The 20,913-nt window shown below is 64.1% G+C and carries 15 protein-coding genes; 8 read left to right on the forward strand and 7 right to left on the reverse strand.

What is annotated here, in order from left to right; genetic code table 11:
• Positions 1–129: 129 nt before the first annotated feature.
• Positions 130–1,512: an APC family permease gene (locus tag BJQ17_RS05800; protein ID WP_012052810.1), complete on the reverse strand. Its 1,383-nt coding sequence runs from the start codon at positions 1,510–1,512 to the stop codon at positions 130–132.
• Positions 1,513–1,794: 282 nt separating this feature from the next.
• On the opposite strand from BJQ17_RS05800, the gene BJQ17_RS05805 reads away from it, so the two are divergent.
• The 4 genes from BJQ17_RS05805 (at position 1,795) to BJQ17_RS05820 (ending at position 8,809) form a co-directional block, all read left to right on the forward strand.
• Positions 1,795–2,637, forward strand: coding sequence for a helix-turn-helix transcriptional regulator (locus BJQ17_RS05805; RefSeq protein ID WP_014859221.1), 843 nt, complete (start codon positions 1,795–1,797; stop codon positions 2,635–2,637).
• Positions 2,638–2,679: 42 nt separating this feature from the next.
• A complete protein-coding gene (locus BJQ17_RS05810; protein ID WP_004575424.1) occupies positions 2,680–4,062 on the forward strand; it encodes an aspartate aminotransferase family protein in 1,383 nt (460 codons plus the stop codon).
• 194 nt (positions 4,063–4,256) lie between these two features.
• The gene (locus BJQ17_RS05815) at positions 4,257–5,750 is read left to right on the forward strand and encodes an aldehyde dehydrogenase (RefSeq protein WP_070095731.1); all 1,494 of its coding nucleotides are present in this window, start codon (positions 4,257–4,259) and stop codon (positions 5,748–5,750) included.
• Positions 5,751–5,902: 152 nt separating this feature from the next.
• A complete protein-coding gene (locus BJQ17_RS05820; protein WP_070095732.1) occupies positions 5,903–8,809 on the forward strand; it encodes an HD domain-containing phosphohydrolase in 2,907 nt (968 codons plus the stop codon).
• Between the two features lie 108 nt (positions 8,810–8,917).
• Here the strand turns inward: BJQ17_RS05820 and BJQ17_RS05825 are convergent, their stop codons facing one another.
• Positions 8,918–10,630: an FAD-dependent oxidoreductase gene (locus BJQ17_RS05825; protein WP_070095733.1), complete on the reverse strand. Its 1,713-nt coding sequence runs from the start codon at positions 10,628–10,630 to the stop codon at positions 8,918–8,920.
• A gap of 194 nt (positions 10,631–10,824) precedes the next feature.
• Here BJQ17_RS05825 and BJQ17_RS05830 point away from each other — a divergent pair, with 194 nt between their 5' ends.
• From BJQ17_RS05830 to BJQ17_RS05840, 3 genes are all read left to right on the forward strand, one after another.
• On the forward strand, positions 10,825–11,601 hold the full coding sequence (locus tag BJQ17_RS05830; protein WP_003250853.1) for an IclR family transcriptional regulator: 777 nt from the start codon (positions 10,825–10,827) through the stop codon (positions 11,599–11,601).
• 138 nt (positions 11,602–11,739) lie between these two features.
• The gene (locus BJQ17_RS05835) at positions 11,740–12,792 is read left to right on the forward strand and encodes a Gfo/Idh/MocA family protein (RefSeq protein ID WP_083285018.1); all 1,053 of its coding nucleotides are present in this window, start codon (positions 11,740–11,742) and stop codon (positions 12,790–12,792) included.
• A 29-nt stretch (positions 12,793–12,821) separates the two neighbouring features.
• Positions 12,822–13,637, forward strand: a complete 816-nt coding sequence (locus BJQ17_RS05840; RefSeq protein WP_070095734.1) for a sugar phosphate isomerase/epimerase — start codon at positions 12,822–12,824, stop codon at positions 13,635–13,637.
• Between the two features lie 154 nt (positions 13,638–13,791).
• Here the strand turns inward: BJQ17_RS05840 and BJQ17_RS05845 are convergent, their stop codons facing one another.
• From BJQ17_RS05845 to BJQ17_RS05865, 5 genes are all read right to left on the reverse strand, one after another.
• Positions 13,792–15,117: an MFS transporter gene (locus BJQ17_RS05845; protein ID WP_003250858.1), complete on the reverse strand. Its 1,326-nt coding sequence runs from the start codon at positions 15,115–15,117 to the stop codon at positions 13,792–13,794.
• 242 nt (positions 15,118–15,359) lie between these two features.
• On the reverse strand, positions 15,360–17,048 hold the full coding sequence (locus tag BJQ17_RS05850) for an FAD-dependent oxidoreductase (protein WP_070095735.1): 1,689 nt from the start codon (positions 17,046–17,048) through the stop codon (positions 15,360–15,362).
• 41 nt (positions 17,049–17,089) lie between these two features.
• The gene (locus BJQ17_RS05855; RefSeq protein WP_070095736.1) at positions 17,090–17,410 is read right to left on the reverse strand and encodes an NIPSNAP family protein; all 321 of its coding nucleotides are present in this window, start codon (positions 17,408–17,410) and stop codon (positions 17,090–17,092) included.
• The gene (locus BJQ17_RS05860) at positions 17,395–19,128 is read right to left on the reverse strand and encodes an FAD-dependent oxidoreductase (protein ID WP_003250865.1); all 1,734 of its coding nucleotides are present in this window, start codon (positions 19,126–19,128) and stop codon (positions 17,395–17,397) included. The genes BJQ17_RS05855 and BJQ17_RS05860 overlap by 16 nt, the downstream gene beginning before the upstream one ends.
• A gap of 4 nt (positions 19,129–19,132) precedes the next feature.
• Positions 19,133–19,942 carry a shikimate dehydrogenase gene (locus tag BJQ17_RS05865; protein ID WP_070095737.1) on the reverse strand — a complete coding sequence of 270 codons (810 nt, stop codon included), beginning with the start codon at positions 19,940–19,942 and terminating at the stop codon, positions 19,133–19,135.
• 156 nt (positions 19,943–20,098) lie between these two features.
• Here BJQ17_RS05865 and BJQ17_RS05870 point away from each other — a divergent pair, with 156 nt between their 5' ends.
• The gene (locus BJQ17_RS05870) at positions 20,099–20,869 is read left to right on the forward strand and encodes an IclR family transcriptional regulator (protein ID WP_003250869.1); all 771 of its coding nucleotides are present in this window, start codon (positions 20,099–20,101) and stop codon (positions 20,867–20,869) included.
• The last annotated feature ends 44 nt before the right edge of the window (positions 20,870–20,913 follow it).

A 20,913-nucleotide genomic window follows, 5' to 3' on the forward strand; every position in this document is an offset into this window, starting at 1 on the left:
TCGTGGGTCAGGACTGTAGGGGGCGAACGGGGGGCTGAATAATGATTAATCCGGATCGGGTGATAACGAGCAGTTATCACCCGGGTTCTCGCGATGCCCTGCAGGAGCGGTCACGCAAGGCGTCAGGGCTCACTCGGCCATCTGCAACTCTGGCAGCTTCACGCGCAACGCCCGGGTCAGCCCCAGTAGCACCAACAGGCCCAGGCCCATCCAGCACAGGCCGATGGTGAACGACAGGCTGGTCAGGCTGCTCCATAGCCACAGCGTGCTGAGAAAGCCCAGGCCAGGAATGGCGCCGTACAGCAGGCAGTTGCGGCAACCGCGCAGTTTCTGGTCAACCAGGTAGTGCTTGACCACCGCCAGGTTCACCGCCGAAAAGGCGAACAGTGCGCCAAAGCTGATCATGTTCGCCACGGTATCCAGGGTGATCACCAGGGCGATCAGCGACAGCAGGCTGACCACCAGGATGGCAGTGGCCGGCACGCGCTTTTTCGTCACCAGCTGGCCGAATGCCCGCGGCAATGCGCCGTCACGGCCCATGGCGAACAGTACGCGCGACACGCTGGCCTGGGACACCATGGCCGAGGCGAAGCAGCCGGCCACGTAGGTCGCGGTGAAGGCGGTTACCAGCAGCTCGCCGCCCACCCGGCGCATCACGTCGACCGACGCCGAATCCGGATCGGCGAAGCTGCCCCAATCGGGGAACACCATCTGTGCGCAATAAGACACCACCAGAAACAGCAGGCCGCCGATCAACGACACCGCCAGAATCGCCACGGGAATGCGGTAGGTCGGGTTACTGGTTTCCTCAGCCATGGTCGATACCGCATCGAAGCCGAGGAACGACAGGCACAGCACGGCGGCGCCGGTCATGATCAACGGCACGCTGAAGCCTTCGTGGTGCAAGGGGGCCAGCAGCGACACCGGCTCCGCCTGTCCGCTGAGCTTGAGAATGGACAGGGCGACGAAGACGATGATGAACACCAATTGCACCACCACCAGGATCCAGTTGACTCGGGTGATCGACTCGATGCCGATCAGGTTGAGGAAGGTGACCAGGGCAATGGAGCCCGCCACCCACACCCAGGCATGGATGGTCGGGAAGTATTCCGACATGTAGATGCCGATCAGCAGGTAGCTGAGCAGCGGCAGAAAGATGTAATCGAGCAGCAGTGTCCAACCGGTGATGAAGCCGATATGGCTGCCGAAGGCCTTGCGCGTGTAGGTGTAGACCGAGCCGGAGTAGGGGTGGGCCTGGACCATGCGGCCGTAACTGTAGGCGGTCAGCAGCATGGCGGCGAGCGTGAGCAGGTAGGCGGTGGGCAGGTGCCCTTTGGTCATCTGGGTGACCAGCCCGTAGGTGGTGAATACGGCCAGGGGCACCATGTAGGCCAGGCCAAACAGCACCAGGGCGGTCATGCTCATGGACTTGCGGAAGCGGCCGGTGCTGGTGCCGGGTTGCGAGGGTGCATGCGGGGCGGGGCTATGGGCTGTACTTGTTGTTGTATGCATTGCTAACTCCTGAAAAGGGATGCAGGACACCGCGGCAGGCGAGCAGGCTCGCGACCGTTAGGTGCTGTGCAAGGAGGTCGAGCGGAAAGCTCGCAGCGCTGGGGCGGGTTGATGCTCCCACACCCTGTAGGCACCCGGAATCACCCTTTGGGGTGAGCGGCCACTGCCCTTGCCCGGCTCACCCCAAAGGGTGATTCCGGTGCCTGCGGCCCCGTGGGAGTATCTGCTCAACGACGCACCGCACTGGCGGCGGTGCCACTGAGAAGAAACGGCAGGCTTACAGTGACTAATCAATTGCTTTCAGCACAATGGTTCGAGCACCAGGCCAAGGTCACCGAGGCGATCGGCCGGCCGGGCTTTGCCGCCAGCCTGTTTGCTGCATTGAGTGTGATACGGCCGATCCAGGCGACCACGGTGTACCTGTACCCGCACGACGGCATGCCCTGTGCGCTGTTCGAGCAGGATGACAAGGCACCTTGGCAGCCCGAAGGCAATGTCAGCCGCTACCTGTCGGGCTTCTACCTGCTTGACCCGTTCTACGGTGCTTGTGTGGAACAGGTCGAATCCGGCTGCTACGGCCTGTTCGAAGTGGCGCCCGATCACTTCGAGGTCAGCGAATACTACCAATCGTTCTACCGCCACTCGCACCTGGAGGACGAACTCAACTACATCCTGCAGGTGGCGCCCGGGCAAAGCCTGGCGGTGTCGCTGGCCTTCACCGACAAGCTGGATGGGCAAAGCCGCACGCGGTTCGGGCTCATCACGCCTTGGGTGCTGGCGGTACTCGGCAAGCATTTTGCCGGGCTGGACAGCCGCGCAGGCCGCTTCGAGAACATCCTCGAGCAACGTATCCATGCCGCGCTGAACAACTTCGGCAGCTCGCTGCTGACCGAGCGTGAATGCCGTATCGCCCAGCTGATCCTGCGTGGTCACTCGACCAGGTCGCTGGCCGAGCGGCTGGGGGTGTCGGAAGACACCATCAAGTCGCACCGCAAGAACGTCTACGTCAAGCTCGACATCGGCACCCAGTCCGAACTGTTCTCCCTGTTCATCGACGCACTGGCCAATGCCCAGGGCGTGCTGGGCAAGGACCCGCTGGAAAGCTACATGGGCAAGCTGCGCTGAGCGCCAGCTGCCCTGCAACCCCACCGCAAAGGAAAACCAACAATGAACGCGCCTTTCGCCCCGCAACGCCAGACCCGTGACTACCAGGCAGCCGATGCCGCCCACCACATTCATGCCTTCCTCGACCAGAAGGCGCTGAACGCCGAAGGGCCGCGGGTGATCGTCGGGGGCGAACGCCTGCACCTGTGGGACAGCGAGGGCAAGCGTTACCTGGATGGCATGTCCGGCCTGTGGTGCACCCAGCTCGGTTATGGCCGTCGTGACCTGACGGCCGCCGCAGCCACGCAGATGGATCAGCTGGCCTACTACAACATGTTCTTCCACACCACCCACCCGGCGGTGATCGAACTGTCCGAGTTGCTGTTCAGCCTGCTGCCGGGGCACTACAGCCACGCGATCTACACCAACTCCGGCTCCGAGGCCAACGAGGTACTGATCCGCACCGTGCGCCGCTACTGGCAGGTGGTTGGCCAGCCAGGCAAGAAGGTCATGATCGGCCGCTGGAACGGCTACCACGGCTCGACCCTGGCGGCCACGGCGCTGGGCGGGATGAAGTTCATGCACGACATGGGCGGGCTGATTCCGGATGTGGCACACATCGACGAACCTTACTGGTACGCCGAGGGCGGTGAACTGACCCCGGCCGAGTTCGGCCGCCGCTGCGCCCTGCAGCTGGAGGAAAAGATCCTCGAACTGGGTGCCGAGAACGTTGCCGGCTTCATTGCCGAACCCTTCCAGGGGGCCGGCGGCATGATCTTCCCGCCGGAAAGCTACTGGCCGGAAATCCAGCGTATCTGCCGCCAGTACGACGTGCTGCTGTGCGCCGATGAGGTGATCGGTGGCTTTGGCCGCACCGGCGAATGGTTCGCCCATGAATACTTCGGCTTCGAGCCCGACACCCTGTCGATTGCCAAGGGCCTGACCAGCGGCTATGTGCCCATGGGCGGCCTGGTGCTGAGCAAGCGCATTGCCGAGGCGTTGGTGGAGCGCGGCGGGGTATTTGCCCACGGCCTGACCTATTCCGGCCACCCGGTGGCGGCGGCAGTGGCCATCGCCAACCTGAAGGCGCTGCGTGACGAAGGCATCGTGCGCCAGGTGAAGGACGACACGGGGCCGTACCTGCAGCGCATTCTGCGCGAAGTGTTTGCCGATCACCCATTGATCGGCCAGGTGCAAGGGGCCGGGCTGGTGGCGGCGCTGCAGTTTGCCGAGCACAAGCCGACGCGCAAGCGCTTTGCCAACGAGAACGACCTGGCCTGGCAGTGCCGCACCTTTGGTTTCGAGGAAGGGGTGATCATTCGCTCGACCCTGGGCCGGATGATCATGGCCCCGGCCTTGATCGCCAACCACAGCGAGCTGGATGAGCTGGTGGAGAAGACCCGGATAGCCGTAGACCGCACGGCGAGGCTGGTCGGCAAGCTCTAAGCCTTCTGGGGGCGCTTCGCGCCCCGACCGCGACGCAAGGCCGCTCCCACAGCAATCGCGTCGCTTGCAGGGGCAACGCTGTTCTTGTGGGAGCGGCCTTGTGTCGCGATTGGGCTGCAAAGCAGCCCCGGCGATTCATCCGTGGGACGACGCCCCCATCCAAAAGATTGCTCCCATGTTTACCAGGAGTACACATGTATACCCTCGAATTCTGGCAACAGCGCGCTTCGGATCTGTACCTGCCATCCCAGGCGCTTATCAGCGGCAAACCCGTCAACGCACAGGATGGCGCCACCTTCGCAGCCATCAACCCCGCCACCCACAACTTAATGGCACAGGTTACCGCCTGCGGCCAGGCCGAGGTCGACCTGGCTGTCGCCAGCGCCCGTCGAGCCTTCGAGCAAGGCCCCTGGCCGCGCATGGCGCCGGGCGAGCGCAAGAAGGTGCTGCTGCGCCTGGCCGAGCTGATCATGGCCCATCGTGAAGAACTGGCATTGCTGGACTCGCTGAACATGGGCAAGCCGGTGATGGACGCCTACACCATCGACGTGCCGGGCTCTGCACATGTGTTCGGCTGGTACGGCGAAGCGCTGGACAAGCTGTACGACCAAGTGGCGCCCACGGCGCCCACGGCGCTGGCCACCATCACCCGCGAAGCACTCGGTGTGGTCGCGGCTGTGGTGCCGTGGAATTTCCCCCTCGACATGGCCGCCTGGAAGCTGGCCCCGGCGCTGGCTGCCGGTAACAGCGTGGTACTCAAGCCCGCCGAGCAATCACCGTTTTCGGCCCTGCGCCTGGCCCAACTGGCGCTGGAAGCGGGGTTGCCGGAAGGCGTACTGAACGTGGTGCCGGGCCTGGGCGAGCAGGCCGGGCAGGCGCTGGGCCTGCACCCGGATGTGGACTGCCTGGTATTCACCGGCTCCACCCAGGTGGGCAAGTACTTCATGCAGTATTCGGCGCAGTCCAACCTCAAGCAGGTGTGGCTGGAGTGCGGCGGCAAGAGCCCAAACCTGGTGTTCGACAACTGCCAGGACCTGGACCTGGCGGCGGAAAAGGCCGCCTTCGGCATTTTCTTCAACCAGGGCGAGGTGTGTTCGGCCAACTCGCGGCTGTACGTGCAGCGTGCCATCCACGATGAGTTCATCGAGCGCCTGCAGGCCAAGGCTCGCCAGTGGCTGCCCGGTAACCCGCTGGATCCGGCGAGCCGCGCCGGGGCCATTGTCGATGCCGAGCAGACCGGCCGCATCGAGGCCGCCATCGTGCGTGCCGGGCAAGAGGGCGCGCGATTGGTGTGTGGCGGCCGACGCCTGACCGTCGAAGGTTCGGACAACTACATCGAGCCGACCATTTTTGCCGGTGTCGACGGCCGCATGAGCCTGGCGCGGGAGGAGGTGTTCGGCCCGGTGCTGGCGGTCAGCGCCTTCGACACCGAAGAAGAAGCGGTGCGCCTGGCCAACGACAGCATCTATGGCCTGGCAGCCTCGGTGTGGAGCGACGACTTCAACCAGGTGCACCGGGTAGCGCGGGCGTTGAAAGCCGGTACCGTATCGGTGAACACGGTCGATGCGCTGGATGTGACGGTGCCGTTCGGTGGGGGCAAGCAGTCGGGGTTTGGCCGTGATCTGTCACTGCATTCGTTCGACAAGTATTCGCAGCTCAAGACCACCTGGTACCAGTTGCGCGACTGATTTCCTGATCATGGCCCACGTCGCCTGCGTCGCGGTACAAAGCCTTGCACGATCGTCTGTAAACGTGTTGCCGACCCGGCAGAACGCTCACATGCACTCTACACTGCTGCAGACATCAGCCAAGGCAATGTGCCGCACATGGAGTACCTGGGATGGGCTGCGTGTCGACGGGGCGTGTCGTTGGCAATAGAGGACGTGGTATTTCACTGCAGTGGCTGGTGGCGCTGGCCATCGTGCTGGGCATGCTGCTGCTCGGCGCTGCCCTGGCCTGGCAGGGGTACCGCGGTATTCGCCAAACCCTTGTGGCTGCTGCTGGCGATGCCGCCCAGCAGGTTGCCAAGACGATCGACGAGCGCGCCAGGCGCCTGATCGAGCCTGCGCAAAGCAGCATTCGCCTGCTTGCCCACAACCCGACTGTGCACACCCAGGCACAGCGCCTGGATCGGCTGCCACAACTGGTGGAAATGCTGGACGCCAACCGCATGCTCAGCGCCGCCTATCTGGGTTACCCCAGCGGCGAGTTCCTGCTGGTGCGTCGCCTGCATGACCCGCAGCTGATGCAGCGTTTCGCCGCTCCACCGGGCACGGCATTTCTGGTGCAGAGCGTCAGCCATGGCGAGGGCGCCAAGGTGCAGGGAGAGTGGCGTTTTTATGATCGGGCGCTGAACCTGTTGCAGGCCCAGGCCAAACCTGACTATCGCTACGATCCACGCCTGCGCCCCTGGTTCGCTGAAGCCACGGTACAACCCGCTACTGTACTGACCCGCCCTTATGTGTTCTTCACCACCCGCGAGGTCGGCTTGACCATGGCCCAACGTAGCGTCGACGGTGGCGCCGTGATCGGCCTGGATGTCTCGGTCAACGACTTGGCCAGCGAGGCTCAGGACCTGCGCATGACCCCGGGTACCGAGATCGTGGTGGTCGATGACCAGGGCAACGTTGTGGCCTATCCGGACCCGCAGCGGGCAATCGTGCACGAAGGGCAAGGCGTGCGCCTGTCGCGTGTCGCCGAGCTGGGCGCTCCCAGCCTGGCGCGGCTATACGCTGACCTGCCCAAGGGCAACCAGCCTCAGCCTTATCAGGTGGATGGCCAGACCTGGTATGGCATTCGTGTGCATCTGACCACCCTGGCCGGGCACGACTTGTACGTGCTGATTGCCGTACCCGGCCACGAGTTACTGGTGGGGGCGCGCAAAGTCTTGTACGAGCAGTTGCTCTGGACCGTGGCGCTGATGGCCGTGCTGCTGGTGCTCGGCGGTGTGCTTGGCCGGCGCATTGGCCGCCCGCTGCGGCTGTTGCGCGAGCAGGTTCAAGGCTTGGCCAGTTTTGATTTCAGCCGTGAGGTGGGCGTGCACTCGCGGGTTTCCGAGGTGCGTGAGCTGAGCCGCGTGCTGAGCCGCATGTCCGGTACCATTCGTCACTTTCAGGCGATTACCCTTACGCTCAGCCGTGAGCGAAACCTGGAGCGCATGCTCGACGGCGTGCTGAACCATCTGGTAGAAGCTGCCGGGGGCGACGCCGGCGGGGTTTACCTGTATGACGCTGAACAGGCTTTGCTGCGCCTGGCCGCCTCGTGCCGCGGTGAACACTACCCAAGCGAGCTGGCAGTGGATGAGGGCGCCCGGCAGCACTTGGCTGTAACAGTGACCCAGGCCCTCGGCCTGCATGAGCGCAGTCTGGCCGTGGTGCTGAATGACCGTAGCCAGGCACTGTTGGGCATCCTGGTCCTGCAAATGGACGAAGAGCAGGCGCAGGAGCGGGTGGGCGAGGCATTCCGGCGCTTTGTCGAGGAATTGTCCGGAGTGGCTGCGGTGGCTATCGAAACCCGCCAGTTGGTCGAAGCCCAGCAACGCCTGCTGGACGCCATGATCAAGCTGCTGGCAGACGCCATCGATGCCAAGAGCCCCTATACCGGTGGCCACTGCGAGCGGGTGCCTCAGCTGGCGCAGATGCTGCTGGATCAGGCAGTGGCAGCCGACAGCGGCCCGTTCGCCAGCTTCAGCATGACCGAGGCAGAACGGTACGAGTTCCGTGTGGCAGCGTGGCTGCACGATTGTGGCAAGGTCACCAGCCCCGAGTACGTGGTGGACAAGGCGACCAAGCTGGAGACCCTGTACAACCGCATCCACGAAGTCCGCATGCGTTTCGAAGTGCTGTGGCGCGATGCGGAGCTGGCCTACTGGCAAGGCCTGGCCAGTGGCGCCGACCAGCAGGTGCTGAAAGCCGCACTGCAGCGAAGCCAGGCCGAGCTGCAGGACGACTTCGCTTTCGTCGCCCAGGCCAACATCGGCGGCGAGTTCATGCAGGACACCGATATCCAGCGTTTGCAGGTGATCGGCAAGCGCCGCTGGCTGCGCCATTTCGATAACCGCCTGGGCATCTCCCGTGACGAGGCGGAACGCCTTGTCGGCGTGCCGCAGCCTGCACTGCCGACAGAGGAGGCATTGCTGGCTGATCGCCCCGAGCACTGCGTGCACTGGGGCACCCGCACGCCGCCGGTGGTCAAGGATGACCCGCGTAATATCTGGGGGTTCGACATGCACCTGCCAGGCCACGCCAGCAACTACGGCGAGTTGTACAACCTGTCGATCCGCCGTGGCACGCTGACTGACGAAGAACGCTTCAAGATCAACGAACACATCGTGCAGACCATCATCATGCTCAGTGCGCTGCCGCTCCCGCGCCAGCTCAAGCGGGTACCCGACATCGCCGGCAACCACCACGAAAAGATGAACGGCAGCGGCTATCCGCGCCGCCTGGGCGGGCAGGACCTGGGCATCGCCGAGCGGGTGATGGCGATTGCCGACATCTTCGAAGCACTGACGGCAGCAGACCGGCCTTACAAACCCCCGAAGACGCTGTCCGAATCGGTGAAGATCCTGGTGGCCATGGCCCGCGAGGGGCACGTCGACGGGCAACTGCTACAACTGTTCCTCAGCAGTGGGGTATACCGTCAATATGCCGAGCGCTTCCTGCGCACCGAGCAGATCGACGAGGTGGATGTGGCCTACTGGCTGGCGCAGATTCAGGAGCGCAGCGCAGCGAGACCAGTGAGCTGAGGGACGACAGCGCTGAAAAATCAGACCGCGTGGCGCTCGATTCAAGCGCCACGGCCTTTCCCTGCGTCCTCCTGCAGAGTGCCGACCACCCGGGTATTGTGGGTCAGTTCACTCATACCCCTGCACCCCGGCAATGTGCCGCCCGGCGACATAGCCAAAGGTCAGCGCCGGCCCCAGGTTGATGCCACCCGACGGGTACCAGCCACCAAACACGCTGGCCATGTCGGTACCTGCTGCATACAGGCCTGCAATCGGTTGCCCGGCCTCATCCAGTACACGGGCATTGCCGTCGGTGCGCAACCCGGCAAAGGTGCCAAAACAGCCGGGCTTTACTTTCACCGCATAGAACGGCCCGTGCTCGATGGGCGCCACGCACGGGTTAGGGCCCTTGTGCTGTGGGTCACCCTGCTTGCGGTTGAACGGCGTGGAACCGCGGCCAAACGCCGGGTCCTGGCCGTTACGGGCATGGCTATTGAAATCAGTGACCGTGGCGCGCAGCCCAGACGGGTCAATGCCGCAGGCCTGGGCGAGCTGCTCGAGCGTGGCGCCGCGTTTCAGGTAGCCGTTGCGCACATGCGGCCCTACCGGCAGCGGTGCCGGGCGGGCATGCCCCAGGCCATAGCGGCGCAAGAAGCGATGATCGCAAACCAGCCACGAGCACACCTCCTGGCCCTGCGGCACTGCAGCGACCATGGCCGACACATAGTCGTAATAGCCATGCGCTTCGTTGACGAAACGCTTGCCGTTGGCCAGCACACCGATAACGCCCGGTTTGCCGCGCTCGATAATGTGCGGGAAGTGGCCGACGCTGCCGTCGCGATACGGCACCTGTGAAACCGGTGCCCAGGCCACCGGCGACTTCAGGTCGGTGGCAACCACACCGCCGGCGGATTCGCCCAGGCGCAGGCCATCGCCAGAACACCCCTTGGGCGGCAGCGCCAGGTTGTCGTGGCCGCTGGCATCGCGCGGGAACAGTTGCTGGCGCCGGGCGTTGTCATTGGGGAAACCACCTGCCGCCAGCACCACGGCCTTGGCGCGGATCAGCTGCTCGCCCTGTGGCGTCGCGACCCACGCCCCGCGTACCTGGCCATTCTCGATCAGCAGGCGTTTGGCCGGCGCCGACGCTTGCAGGCGCACACCCAGGTCCTGTGCCGATTTAGCCAGGCGCGCCACCAGTGCCACACCGTTGACCAGGTGCATGGCCCGACCATGGCGGGCCAGGTGGTACAGGTGGCGGCCAAAGCGCTTGCACACGTGCAGCAGGGCTTTGGGCGAGCGGGTCATGTTGAGGAAGGCGGCAAGGTCGGCACCGGCCATGATTGGCATGCCCATGAACGAGGTTTCGCGCATGGTCTTGCGCAAGCGTGGCAGCAGGGCGCCAACCTCGCGGGCATCGTAGGGCGCGGCGATCACCTGGTGGCCGCCAAGGGCTGCCCCCGGCGTATCGCCATGCATGTCCGGGATGCCGTTGCCGTCGGCAAACTGCAACGCCGTGTACTTCTCGAAAAACGCCACCATGTGCGGGCACGCCTCAAGGAAGGCATCGACGCGCTCGGCATTGTAGTTCGCCCCCAGCTCATGGCGCAGATAAGTCCGCGGCTGCTCGATGTCTTCCTCGATGCCGGCCCTGCGCGCCAGCGGGTTGCGTGGCACCCAGGCCCAGCCGCCGGACCAGGCGGTGGCACCGCCAAACACCGGTTCTTTCTCCGCCACGATCACCTTCTGCCCATGCCAGGCAGCCGTGACAGCCGCCGCCAGCCCGGCGGCGCCAGAACCTATGACCAGTACATCGCATTCGGTTTCGAGAGGAGCGGAAGGCATTGCGGGTTTCCTGTGCTTTTATTAGAACAATGTTCCACATTCTTATCGGCAGCGGGTGGTCCTGCAAGGTCAGGTTGGTCATGTCAGGCAAGAACTGGGCGATCATCGGACATTCGAGGTGGCCCGAGCTGCGCTGGCTAGCGACGATGTGGAATCATCTTCTAGAATCCGCAAAAAAATCAGGGACCTGTGACATGGCTGGTAGTCAGATCGAACGCGCCTTCAGTCTTGTAGAAAGCCTTACCGGTGAACCCCAAGGGCTGCCGTTACAAACCCTGGCCGAGCGCCTGGACATTCCCAAAAGCGCTGCCCACCGCATGCTCACGGAGCTGGTGCGGCTGGGCTACGTGCGCCAGAACCGGGAAAACAGCCGCTATCAGCTGTCGGCCAAGCTGGTAGCGCTGGGCTTTCGTTACCTCGCCAGCAACGGTGCCGACATCATCCAGCCGATTCTTGACCGCCTGGCCCAGGACAGCGGTGAGCTGGTGCGCCTTGGGGTGATCGACGGTGCCCGGCAAACCTGGATCGCCAAGTCTCAGGGCGCCCGCTCCGGGCTGCGCTACGACCCGGATATGGGGCGCGACGCGCCGCTGTTCTATACCGCCTCCGGGCATGCCTGGTTGGCCAGCCTGGACGATGAGCAGGCGCTGCAGATGGTGTTGCGCCAAGGTATTGCCGACCCCGACCAGTTCGGCCCGAACGCGCCACGCTCCACCGACGAGCTGCTCGCCTACCTGCACCGCGCCCGCGAGCGTGGGTATGCCTGGGTCGAGGAGACCTCCGCCATCGGCACCTCAGCCCTGGCCGCAGTGGTACGCCGCCCGCAAAGTGACGAGGTGATCGGCGTGCTGAGCATCGCGGGGCCCAGCGCGCGGCTGGCACAAAGCCGCCTTACCGCGCTGGCACCGCTATTGCTGTCGGCGGCAGAAGAGCTGTCGGCGGCCAGTCCCGCCAGCGAGCTGTTTGCCTGAGAGGATATTCCGGTCGATTACCGCACAGTCTGTTGCGCCCGTTCTTCTGAAAAGCTGAACTTGGTTCTAAATTGTCGAGTATGAATTTCGGAACCCGGTTTCAAAATTTCATAACAACAATGACAAGAGGACAGGCTGTTGAACGCACCCCTTCGTATTGCCTTGATTGGCGCCGGCATTATGGGCCGGCAGCATTACCAGCACTTGCGCAATGTGCCGCAAGCCCAACTGTGTGCGGTAGCCGACCCCGGCCCGCAGGCCGAGGCCTTCGCTGCCGAGTGTGGTGTGCCCTGCTTTGCCGACCACCGGCAAATGTTGGCGCATGCGCGCCCCGAGGCAGTGATCGTCGCTAACCCCAACAACCTGCATGTCGCCACCGCCCTGGATTGTGTCGAGGCCGGAGTGCCTGTGCTGGTAGAGAAACCGGTGGGCGTGAACCTGGATGAAGTGCGTGCACTGGTGGAAGCCTCACGCCGCCGAGGTGTGCCGGTGCTTGTAGGGCACCATCGCCGACACAATCCGCTGATCGCCAAGGCGCACCAGGTGATCAACGAAGGCAAGCTGGGCCGTTTGATCAACGTCACCGCGCTGTGGCAACTGCAAAAGCCCGACAGCTATTTCGAAACGCCCTGGCGTCGCGAGCCAGGGGCCGGTTTCTTGCTGACCAACCTGATCCATGACCTTGACCTGTTGCGTTACCTGTGCGGCGAGGTGGTGCAGGTGCAGGCCTTCACCCGCAACGATGTCCGCGGTTTTGCCAACGAAGACAGCGCCGCGGTGCTGCTGCAGTTTGCCAACGGTGCCCTGGGCAGCCTGACCGGGTCCGACGCGGTGGCTGCACCGTGGAGCTGGGAGCTGGACGCTGGCGAAAGCCCTGTGTACCCGCGCCAGGATGGCCAGCCGTGCTATCTGCTGGCCGGTACCCAAGGAGCACTGAGCATTCCCGAGCTCAAGCGCTGGCATTACGCCGAGGCAGGCTCGGGCTGGCATACGCCCCTGTTGCAAAGCTCGGAGAGCATCCCCGCCGGCGAGGCATTGACCCTGCAATTGCAGCATTTTGTGCGGGTTGCCCGGGGTGAACAGGCGCCGCTGATCGACGCTGCCGACGGGGGGCGCACACTGGCGCTGATCGAAGCGATAAGGCAGGCAGCCCAAAGCGGTCGGGCTTGCGCGCCCGAGCACATTGGCTGATACAACCTTACTATTGCGGGTGATGATAAATGACTGATCGAATTTTTTCCCTCGCGGCCCTGACGGTGCTCGAGCTGTCTCCACCGGACATGGTCGAGGCCGCCGCCCGAGCGGGTTACAGCCATGTCGGTCTACGGCTGGTGCCAGCCACCGAACAGGAGCGGCATTTCCCGTTGGTCGCCGATGCCGAACTGCGCCGGCAAACCCAGGCGCGCTTGCGCGACACGGGTATCAAGGTGCTTGACCTGGAGATCCTGCGTCTTGAACCGGCCACCTGTGTGGCCGATTTCGAAGCGATCCTGGCGGTGGGCGCCGGGTTGGGTGGCACTGAATTGCTGGTAGCGGGCAACGACCCTGACGAAGCGCGCCTGACCGAACGCTTTGCCGCATTGTGCGAGCTGGCGGCGCAATACGGCATTCACCCTCACCTGGAGTTCATGCCCTGGACCGACGTACGTGACCTGCGCCAGGCCATGCGGGTGGTGGCCAACGCCGACCGCGTCAATGGCTGCGTACTGGTGGATGCCTTCCACTTCAACCGCTCCGGCTCTTCGCTGGACGACCTGGCGCAGCTGAAGCCGCAGCGCATGCGCTATGCCCAACTGTGTGACGTTGCTGGCCCGGTACCGGCTGACATGGACGAGATCCTGCGCCAGGCGCGTAACGAGCGACGCTTCCCGGGTGATGGCGACGCCGACCTGGTTGGCCTGTTGCGCGCCTTGCCGCCGAGCGTGCCGCTGAGCCTGGAAATCCCCACGCGGCAATTGCTGGAGCAGGGCATCAGCGGCGAACAGCGCGCGCGCATGGCGCTGGAGAAAGCCAAGGCGGTGTTGGCCACCGTCTGATCGAGCGAACGTGGCGCCTGTCACCGGCTGCGTCACGTTCGTGAGTGAACCCGCTCCCACGCCGAACATTGCCTTGTCGTTGTTTGCTTCTCAAGAAACACCAGGCCAAAAAAAGGGCCCGCAAGGGCCCCGTAGAGGTAAGTAGCTAGCGCTCTCAGGCGCTCTCGACCTTGCGCGGTGCCATGAAATACATCCACACCAGCGCCAGGAAGTACATGGCGGGGATCATGGTAAACAGCACGGCATAGTTGTTGTTGGTAGCGGTCAGCACGCTGCCGACAATCTGCGTCATGAACATCCCGCCAATTGCCGCGCACATGCTGCCGAAGCCGAATACGGTGCTCACCAGATGCTTGGGTGTGTAGTCCATCACCAGGCTCCAGATATTCGCCGTCCACGCCTGGTGCGCGCCCACCGCGATCGAGATGGCCGCCACCGCGACCCACAATCCACTGGCGTTGGCGGCAAAGATGACGCTGAGCATGGTGCAGGCAAAGATCAGCATGGACACCAGCCGCGCTGTCGTGGCACGCACGCCACGGCCGATCAGCCACGACGACAGAATGCCACCCCCGATGCTACCGAAGTCTGCCGTCAGCCAGATGATGATCAACGGGATCCCCATCTGGGTCACGTTGATGCCCAGGCTGTATTGCTGGTTCAGGAACGGCGGCAGCCAGTACAGGTAGAACCAGAACACCGGTGCGGTAATCGCATAGGCCACTGCAAAAGCCCAGGTGCCACGCAGGCGCAGGATCCGGCTGAATGGCACGCGGGTTGGCTCGGGCTCGTCATCCTGCTGGATGTACTGCACCTCGCTCTGGCGTACGCGGGGGTGGTCTTCAGGGTTGTAGTACTTCAATACCCACAGCACGACCCACACCAGGCCCAGGCTGCCCATGGCGATGAACGCAGCCTGCCAGCCCCACACAGCCAGGATCAGCGGCAACAGCGCGGGGGTGACCATGGCGCCAACATTGGTACCGGCGTTGAACAGCCCCGTTGCAATGGCCCGCTCACCCGCCGGGAACCACAGGCGCACGGTCTTGACGCAGGCCGGGTAGTTGGCGGCCTCGGTCAGGCCGAGGATGAAGCGGCAAACCATGAAACCTGCCGCCGAGGTGGCCAGGCCGTGGGCCCCCGTGGCCAGGCTCCACAGCAGTACAGCGAAGAAGAAGGCCCGTTTGACCCCGACCTTGTCGATCAGTCGGCCTTGCAGCAGAAAGCCGATGGCATAGCCGACCTGGAACCAGAAATTGATGTTGGCGTAGTCCATCGCCGTCCAGCTCATTTCCTTGGCCAGCACGGGCTGCATGATGCCGAGGGCGGCGCGGTCGATGTAGTTCAGGGTGGTGGCGAAGAACACCAGGGCGAGCATGCCCCAACGGGTCTTGCCGACGCCGAAGGCGCCGCGGAGCTTGTCGCCGATCGAGCCCTGGGACATCCGGGGCGCGGCGGGGGGGATCTTGGAGTGGTTCATAGACTGCTCGTTTCTTGAAATTGTATTCAGCTGCGGTGCTACGGGTACGTGACCGTTTCCCAGGCAGGGGGGGCACGCAAGGCCGGTGCATGGTGAGCAGTGAAGACGGCAGCGTCAATTCAAGAGACGGGCTACTGTTCGGTTATCGAACGGTTGCGTTGGCCTGCGGGCGCGGCAGGTATTCACGTCACTGAAGGGTAGAAGGCTTTGGCCCTGGTTGCCTGATGGGCGCAACACCGACATCAATGATGTGCACGGCCCCCGCTCAACGCTCTACCGGCCAGATACCCGAAGGTCATCCCAGGGCCAAGGGTAATGCCGCCGCTCGGGTAGTACCCACCCATCACGCTGTGCATGTCGTTACCCACTGCAAACAACCCGGGTATCGGCTGCCCTGCGTGGTCCAGTACGCGGGCTGAGGCGTCTGTGTCCAGGCCGGCGAAGGTGCCAAGGCTGCCTGGCAGCAGTTTCACCGCATGGAACGGCCCCTTCAGCAACGGCCGAAGCGACGGGTTAGGTGCCTGCTGCGGGTCGCCTTGGGCCCGGTTGTAGGCCGACGCGCCACGTAGAAAGGTAGGGTCTTCACCTTGTGCCGCATGATGGTTGAAGCCCGCCACCGTGCGCTGCAACTGCTCGGCGTCGATCCCGCAGCGCTGCGCCAGTTGCGCCAGGGTAGCGCCGCTGTGCAAATAGCCACTGCGCTGATAGAAGCGGGTAGGGAAGGGAAAGGGCTTGGCCCAACCGATGCCATAGCGTCGTTGCGCAGCATGGTCGCAGATCAGCCAGGCCTCCGGCTGCTCAGTCTGCGGCGTGGCGGCGAACAGCGCGTTCATGAAGTCGTGGTAGCAATCGGCTTCGTTGACGAAGCGCCGACCATCGCGGCGCACGGCGATGAAACCGGGCTTGGCACGGTCGATCAGGTGTGGGAAATGGCCGAAATGGCCATTGCGGCGCGGTACCTGCGATACCGGCGCCCAGGCGCCCCCGTGGGCGCCTGCCGCAGACACCCGCCCACCCGCCTGTTCGCCCAGGCGCAAACCATCACCGCTATTCTCCCTGGGCGCAGCGGAGTAATGCTGGTCACCGTCCGGCGCGTGCGGTATCAGTTGCGAGATACGCTGGCGATCATGTGGGAAGCCACCGCAGGCCAGCACCACACCACGCCGTGCGTAGATCGTTTGGCCATCGGCAAACAGCGCGCCGTTGACCCGTTCTTCGCACAACAACAGACGGCTGGCCGCTTTCTCGGTCAGCAATGTCACGCCACGATCAAGGGCGCTGCGCAGCAGGCGCGCCACCAGCGCGTTGCCATTGACCAGATGCAGGCCGCGACGGTGCAGCAGCAGGTCTCGGCCATGGCGCAACAGGCGCTTGCCAACATGCAGCGCTGCCTTCGGCGAGCGTGTGGCGTTGAAGAAGGCAGCCATGTCGGCACCTCCGGCAATGCCCATGCCGGCCAGGCTGACGATGTCCAGCGGTGGGCGTAACGTGTGCAGCCAAGGCCCTAGCCGTCGCCCGTCGTAAGGTAATGCACACAGCGAGCGACCACCGCGTGCACTGCCATCGCCTTCACGCATGTCGGGCATACGGCTGCCGCACTGGAACTGCACGGCAGTGTGTTGCTGGAAGAACGCCACCATTTCCGGACCATGGCGCAGGAAGGCGCGTTGACGCGGGTCCAGCTCGCGGGTGTGGGTTTGCGCACGCAAATAGCGCTCCGGGGCATCGTCGGCTTCGACGATGCCTTCGGCGATGGCCAGAGGGTTGCGCGGTATCCACAACCAGCCCCCCGACCAGGCACTGGTGCCGCCCAGCTGGCTGGCTTTTTCCGCGACGACCACTGTCAGGCCATGATGCGCGGCGGTTACGGCGGCAGCCAGGCCAGAGGCGCCGGAGCCGATGACGAGTACGTCACATTCAAGAGGGGGCATGGAAGGGGTCCGCTCGGCTGTTGGAAGAGGTGGCGTGTGGCTTACTGCAGCGGTGAGAAACCGGTCGGGCGCAGCAGCCGCGATTGCAGGTGCAGTACCGCGCCCAGCTCGCGGTTGCGTCGCGAGAATTCCGCCCAGCGTGAGTCTGCCGCCATGGCTGCGCGGCGCGCCATGCGGTCGTCGAGGCTGGCATAGCCCCAGATGTGCACCACTTGGTTGACGTCGCCGAACTCGCTGGTGAAAAAGCCCACCAGGTTGCCCAGGTGTTCGCTCTGCACCTCGAGTGCGTGGCTTTGGTACAGGGCCAGCCAATCGGCCATTTTCAATGGGTCGAGGGTGTAGGTTCTCAGTTCGTAGTACATGCCGGTTTCTCCGTAGGGGTAGCCGGCGCCTGCAGGCGCGCGGTGATGTGGTTGGCAGCAAGCCAGCCGAAGGTGAGGGCAGGGCCCAGGGTGATGCCGGGGCCGGGGTAGGTGCCCTTCATCAGTGAGTTCATGTCGTTACCGACCGCATACAGCCCGGGAATGGGCAAACCGCTGCGGTTCAGCACGTTGGCATCGGCGTTGGTCACCAGGCCACGGGCTGAACCGAGGTCGCCGGTGTGAATGCGGATGGCATAGAACGGCCCCTTGGTCAGGGGGGCCAAGCATGGGTTGGGCGTATGTTGCGGGTCGCCCATGTAGCGGTTGTAACTGTTGCCGCCTTTGCCAAATGCGCGGTCGATGCCATTGCTGGCATCGCTGTTGAACTGTGCAAGTGTTTGCGCAAACACCTGTGGATCGACGCCGATGGCCAGGGCCAGTGCCTGCGATGTGGTGGCCCGATACAGGTAGCCTGCGTCGATCAACGCCTGGTTGTTGACGGGCTTGGGCCGCGCCAGGCCAAGCCCGTACCGGTTCATTGCCTCGGCATCGCAGACCAGCCAGCAGCTGGCAATGCCGTTGGCGAACATGGTGTGCACGAAGTGGTGGTAGGAGTCGGACTCGTTGACGAAGCGCCGCCCGGCTTGGTCTACCGCAATCACGCCCGGCTTGGCGCGGTCGGTGACCAGGTGCGGGAAGCGCTCACGTTCACCATCGGCATGACGTAGTTCGGAAACCGGTGCCCAGAAAAAGTTGGCCGCCAGGCTCTCGCCCTCGGCTGCTGCCACGGCCTGGGCAAGGCGCAGGGCGGCTCCGTCGTTGGCCGGTGGTGACATGGTCAGGTGCGGCGCCTTTTGAGCAGGGCGGTAGCCGGCGGCCATTGCGCCTGCTGCGAATCCGCCCATGGCGCACACCACGCCACCACGGGCCATTACCCGCTCACGGCGGCCCTCGCGCTGTACGACCACGCCCGTGATCACGCCGTGCTCGGCGATCAGCTCCACGGCTTCGCTGCGCAACCACAACTGCGTGCCGTGGGCGAAGGCGCTGGTGGCCAGGCGGGCGATCAATGCGTTGCCGGTGGTAAGCCGGGTGCCGCGTGGGTGCTGCAGGCGGTCGCGCGCGTAACGCGCCATCAGCTTCAGGCAATGCCACAGCGACTTGGGTGAGCGGCGAATGCTGAGGAAATGCTGGATATCCACCCGGTTGACCATCATGCCGCCGAACAGCAGCATGCCGGGCGGTGGCATCTGCAGGTCCTTGAAGCGTGTGCCCAGGTGCTTGCCGTCGTATTCGACCATTTCCAGCGCCCGGCCGAACTGAGTGGCGCCGGGTGCATCCGGGTAATAGTCGGGCGAGAGTGGGCGCAGGGCATAACGCAGTTCGGTGTTCTGCTCCAGCCAGCGCAGCGCTTGGTGGCCATGCTCGATGAAGGCATCGCCCAAGGCGGGATCGTAGCCGTCGCCGATGACCTGCTTGAGGTAGGTGCGCATTGCCTCGGGGGAGTCCTTGGCGCCGGCGTCACGGGCTTGGTCGGTGCCGTACAGCCACACCGCGCCGCCAGAAATCGCCGAGGTGCCGCCAAAGCGTTCGGCCTTTTCCACCACCAGCACCTTCAGCCCGCGGCGGGCCGCGGTGGCGGCAGCGGCAAAACCACCGGCACCGCTGCCCAGCACAACCAGGTCGAAGCTGTTGTGTGTGTGCTCCAGAGTCGTCATGGCTTCAGATCTCCAACGGTGTGACGCCCATGAAGGCGCCAAGGTGGCCCAGTTGGGCGAAGGCCATTTCCGGGCCAGTCTGGATCCTGCAACCTACTTGCCGCGCGCGGTTCAGCAGCGGGGTTATCTCGGGTGAGGTGACCACGTCGGCGACCAGGGTGTCTGGCTGCAGGGTCGCCAGCAGGGCGGCGGACAGCGGCAGCTCTGCGCGGGTGCCCATGCCGACTGGGGACGCGTTGGCCACCAGGTCGAAGTCTTCCAGCCCATTGAACTGTGTGCTGACCGTGAGCCCGGGGAAGCCGTTGCCGAGCAGTTCGCATACAGCACCCATGCGTGCTGTGCTGGGGTCGCTGAGGGTAATGCTGGCGATCCCTGCCTCAGCCAGTGCATAGGCAATGGCACTGCCAACACCGCCGCAACCGATCACCAGCGCCCGTTTGCCCGCCGGCTCGAAGCCATGCTTGTGCGCAGCGCCGAGGAAGCCGGCGCCGTCCACGTTGTCGCCCAGCAGGCGTCCGTCGCGCTCGCGACGTATCACATTGACCGAACCCAGGGCAGCTGCGCGCTCGCTCAGGCCGTCCACGCGGTTGGCCAGCGCCTGCTTGTAAGGCACGGTGACCACGCAACCGCGCAGGTTCTGCCAGCCACGCAGGGTATCCGCAAAGCTGTCCAGCGCCGCCTCGTGCAGGTCGAAGGGCAGCATGGCGAGGTTGCAGTTGTTGTGGTTGAACCAGGTGTTGAAGTTTTCCGGAGACTTCACCTGGGCGATGGGCGAACCGACGATGGCGACCAGTTCAGTGGAACCTCGAATCATGCTGACCTCCTTATTGGCGTTGTTATGGAGGCAAGGGTGAGGCAGAGGGACGCGTGCAACAATGCGTCAAACGGCCACTTAATGCGATAATCGCAGTCATGATCCGGTTATCGCAGTAATCGGCTGTTTTAATTCCTCTGGTAGCGAGTCGAATGCATGAACACACCCGCCATCCATCCCCGTGACTTGATCGCGGGCTTGCAGAAAGGCCTGGCGCTGATGCAACTGTTCAGCGCCGAGCAGCCGCGCCTGAGTGTGCCGCAGGCGGCCAGGTTATCTGGCCTTACGCCCAGTGCGGTGCGGCGGTTTCTGCTGACCTTGGTGCACGAGGGCTTTGCCGAAACTGACAGCCGGGAGTACTGGCTGACCCCCAAGGCCTTGCGCATCGGCCAGGCCTATGTGGACTCGGCGCAACTGCCGCGCATGCTGCGGCCGATTGTTGAACAGGTGGCGCGGCAGACCCAGGAGCACGTATCGGTGGGTACCCGCGATGGCGATGAGATCATCCATCTGGTGCGTAGCCGGTATAGCCATGTGGCGTCTTTGTCGATCAGGCCGGGCTCGCGGGTACCCATGTATTGCACGGCCGGCGGGCGGGTCTGGCTGGCCTGGCTGGATGAGGGGGAGCGGGACGAATACTTTGCCCGTCAGCCGCTGCGGGCGTTGACGCCTTACACACTGACCGACCGGGCGCAGCTGGACGCTGAGCTGTTGCGCGTGAAGGGGCAGGGGTTCTGTATCGTTGATCAGGAATATGAAATCGGTATGCGGGTGCTGGGGGTGCCATTGCTGGGACGGGCCGGTCAGTTGAAAGCGACGCTGACCATCACGACTCATGCTTCGCGGTTGAGTATTGATGAGATACGGTTGCGGTATTTACCGACCCTGTATGAGGCACAGGCGTTGCTTCGGCCAGTGCTGGATTGACGCAGACATGGCGCAGTCTGCGGGCATGGCGCCATGCGTGTGAG

This window comes from Pseudomonas sp. NBRC 111139 (assembly GCF_001753955.1).
Classification (GTDB): domain Bacteria; phylum Pseudomonadota; class Gammaproteobacteria; order Pseudomonadales; family Pseudomonadaceae; genus Aquipseudomonas; species Aquipseudomonas alloputida.

What these genes read in the sequence shown, in the direction of transcription:
- BJQ17_RS05865 (WP_070095737.1), bottom strand. Translation starts at nt 19,942, where the DNA reads ATGATTCGAGGTTCCACTGAACTGGTCGCCATCGTCGGTTCGCCCATC.
- BJQ17_RS05825 (WP_070095733.1), bottom strand. Translation starts at nt 10,630, where the DNA reads ATGCCTTCCGCTCCTCTCGAAACCGAATGCGATGTACTGGTCATAGGT.
- BJQ17_RS05845 (WP_003250858.1), bottom strand. Translation starts at nt 15,117, where the DNA reads ATGAACCACTCCAAGATCCCCCCCGCCGCGCCCCGGATGTCCCAGGGC.
- BJQ17_RS05840 (WP_070095734.1), top strand. Translation starts at nt 12,822, where the DNA reads ATGACTGATCGAATTTTTTCCCTCGCGGCCCTGACGGTGCTCGAGCTG.
- BJQ17_RS05850 (WP_070095735.1), bottom strand. Translation starts at nt 17,048, where the DNA reads ATGCCCCCTCTTGAATGTGACGTACTCGTCATCGGCTCCGGCGCCTCT.
- BJQ17_RS05855 (WP_070095736.1), bottom strand. Translation starts at nt 17,410, where the DNA reads ATGTACTACGAACTGAGAACCTACACCCTCGACCCATTGAAAATGGCC.
- BJQ17_RS05800 (WP_012052810.1), bottom strand. Translation starts at nt 1,512, where the DNA reads ATGCATACAACAACAAGTACAGCCCATAGCCCCGCCCCGCATGCACCC.
- BJQ17_RS05810 (WP_004575424.1), top strand. Translation starts at nt 2,680, where the DNA reads ATGAACGCGCCTTTCGCCCCGCAACGCCAGACCCGTGACTACCAGGCA.
- BJQ17_RS05820 (WP_070095732.1), top strand. Translation starts at nt 5,903, where the DNA reads ATGGGCTGCGTGTCGACGGGGCGTGTCGTTGGCAATAGAGGACGTGGT.
- BJQ17_RS05830 (WP_003250853.1), top strand. Translation starts at nt 10,825, where the DNA reads ATGGCTGGTAGTCAGATCGAACGCGCCTTCAGTCTTGTAGAAAGCCTT.
- BJQ17_RS05860 (WP_003250865.1), bottom strand. Translation starts at nt 19,128, where the DNA reads ATGACGACTCTGGAGCACACACACAACAGCTTCGACCTGGTTGTGCTG.
- BJQ17_RS05815 (WP_070095731.1), top strand. Translation starts at nt 4,257, where the DNA reads ATGTATACCCTCGAATTCTGGCAACAGCGCGCTTCGGATCTGTACCTG.
- BJQ17_RS05870 (WP_003250869.1), top strand. Translation starts at nt 20,099, where the DNA reads ATGAACACACCCGCCATCCATCCCCGTGACTTGATCGCGGGCTTGCAG.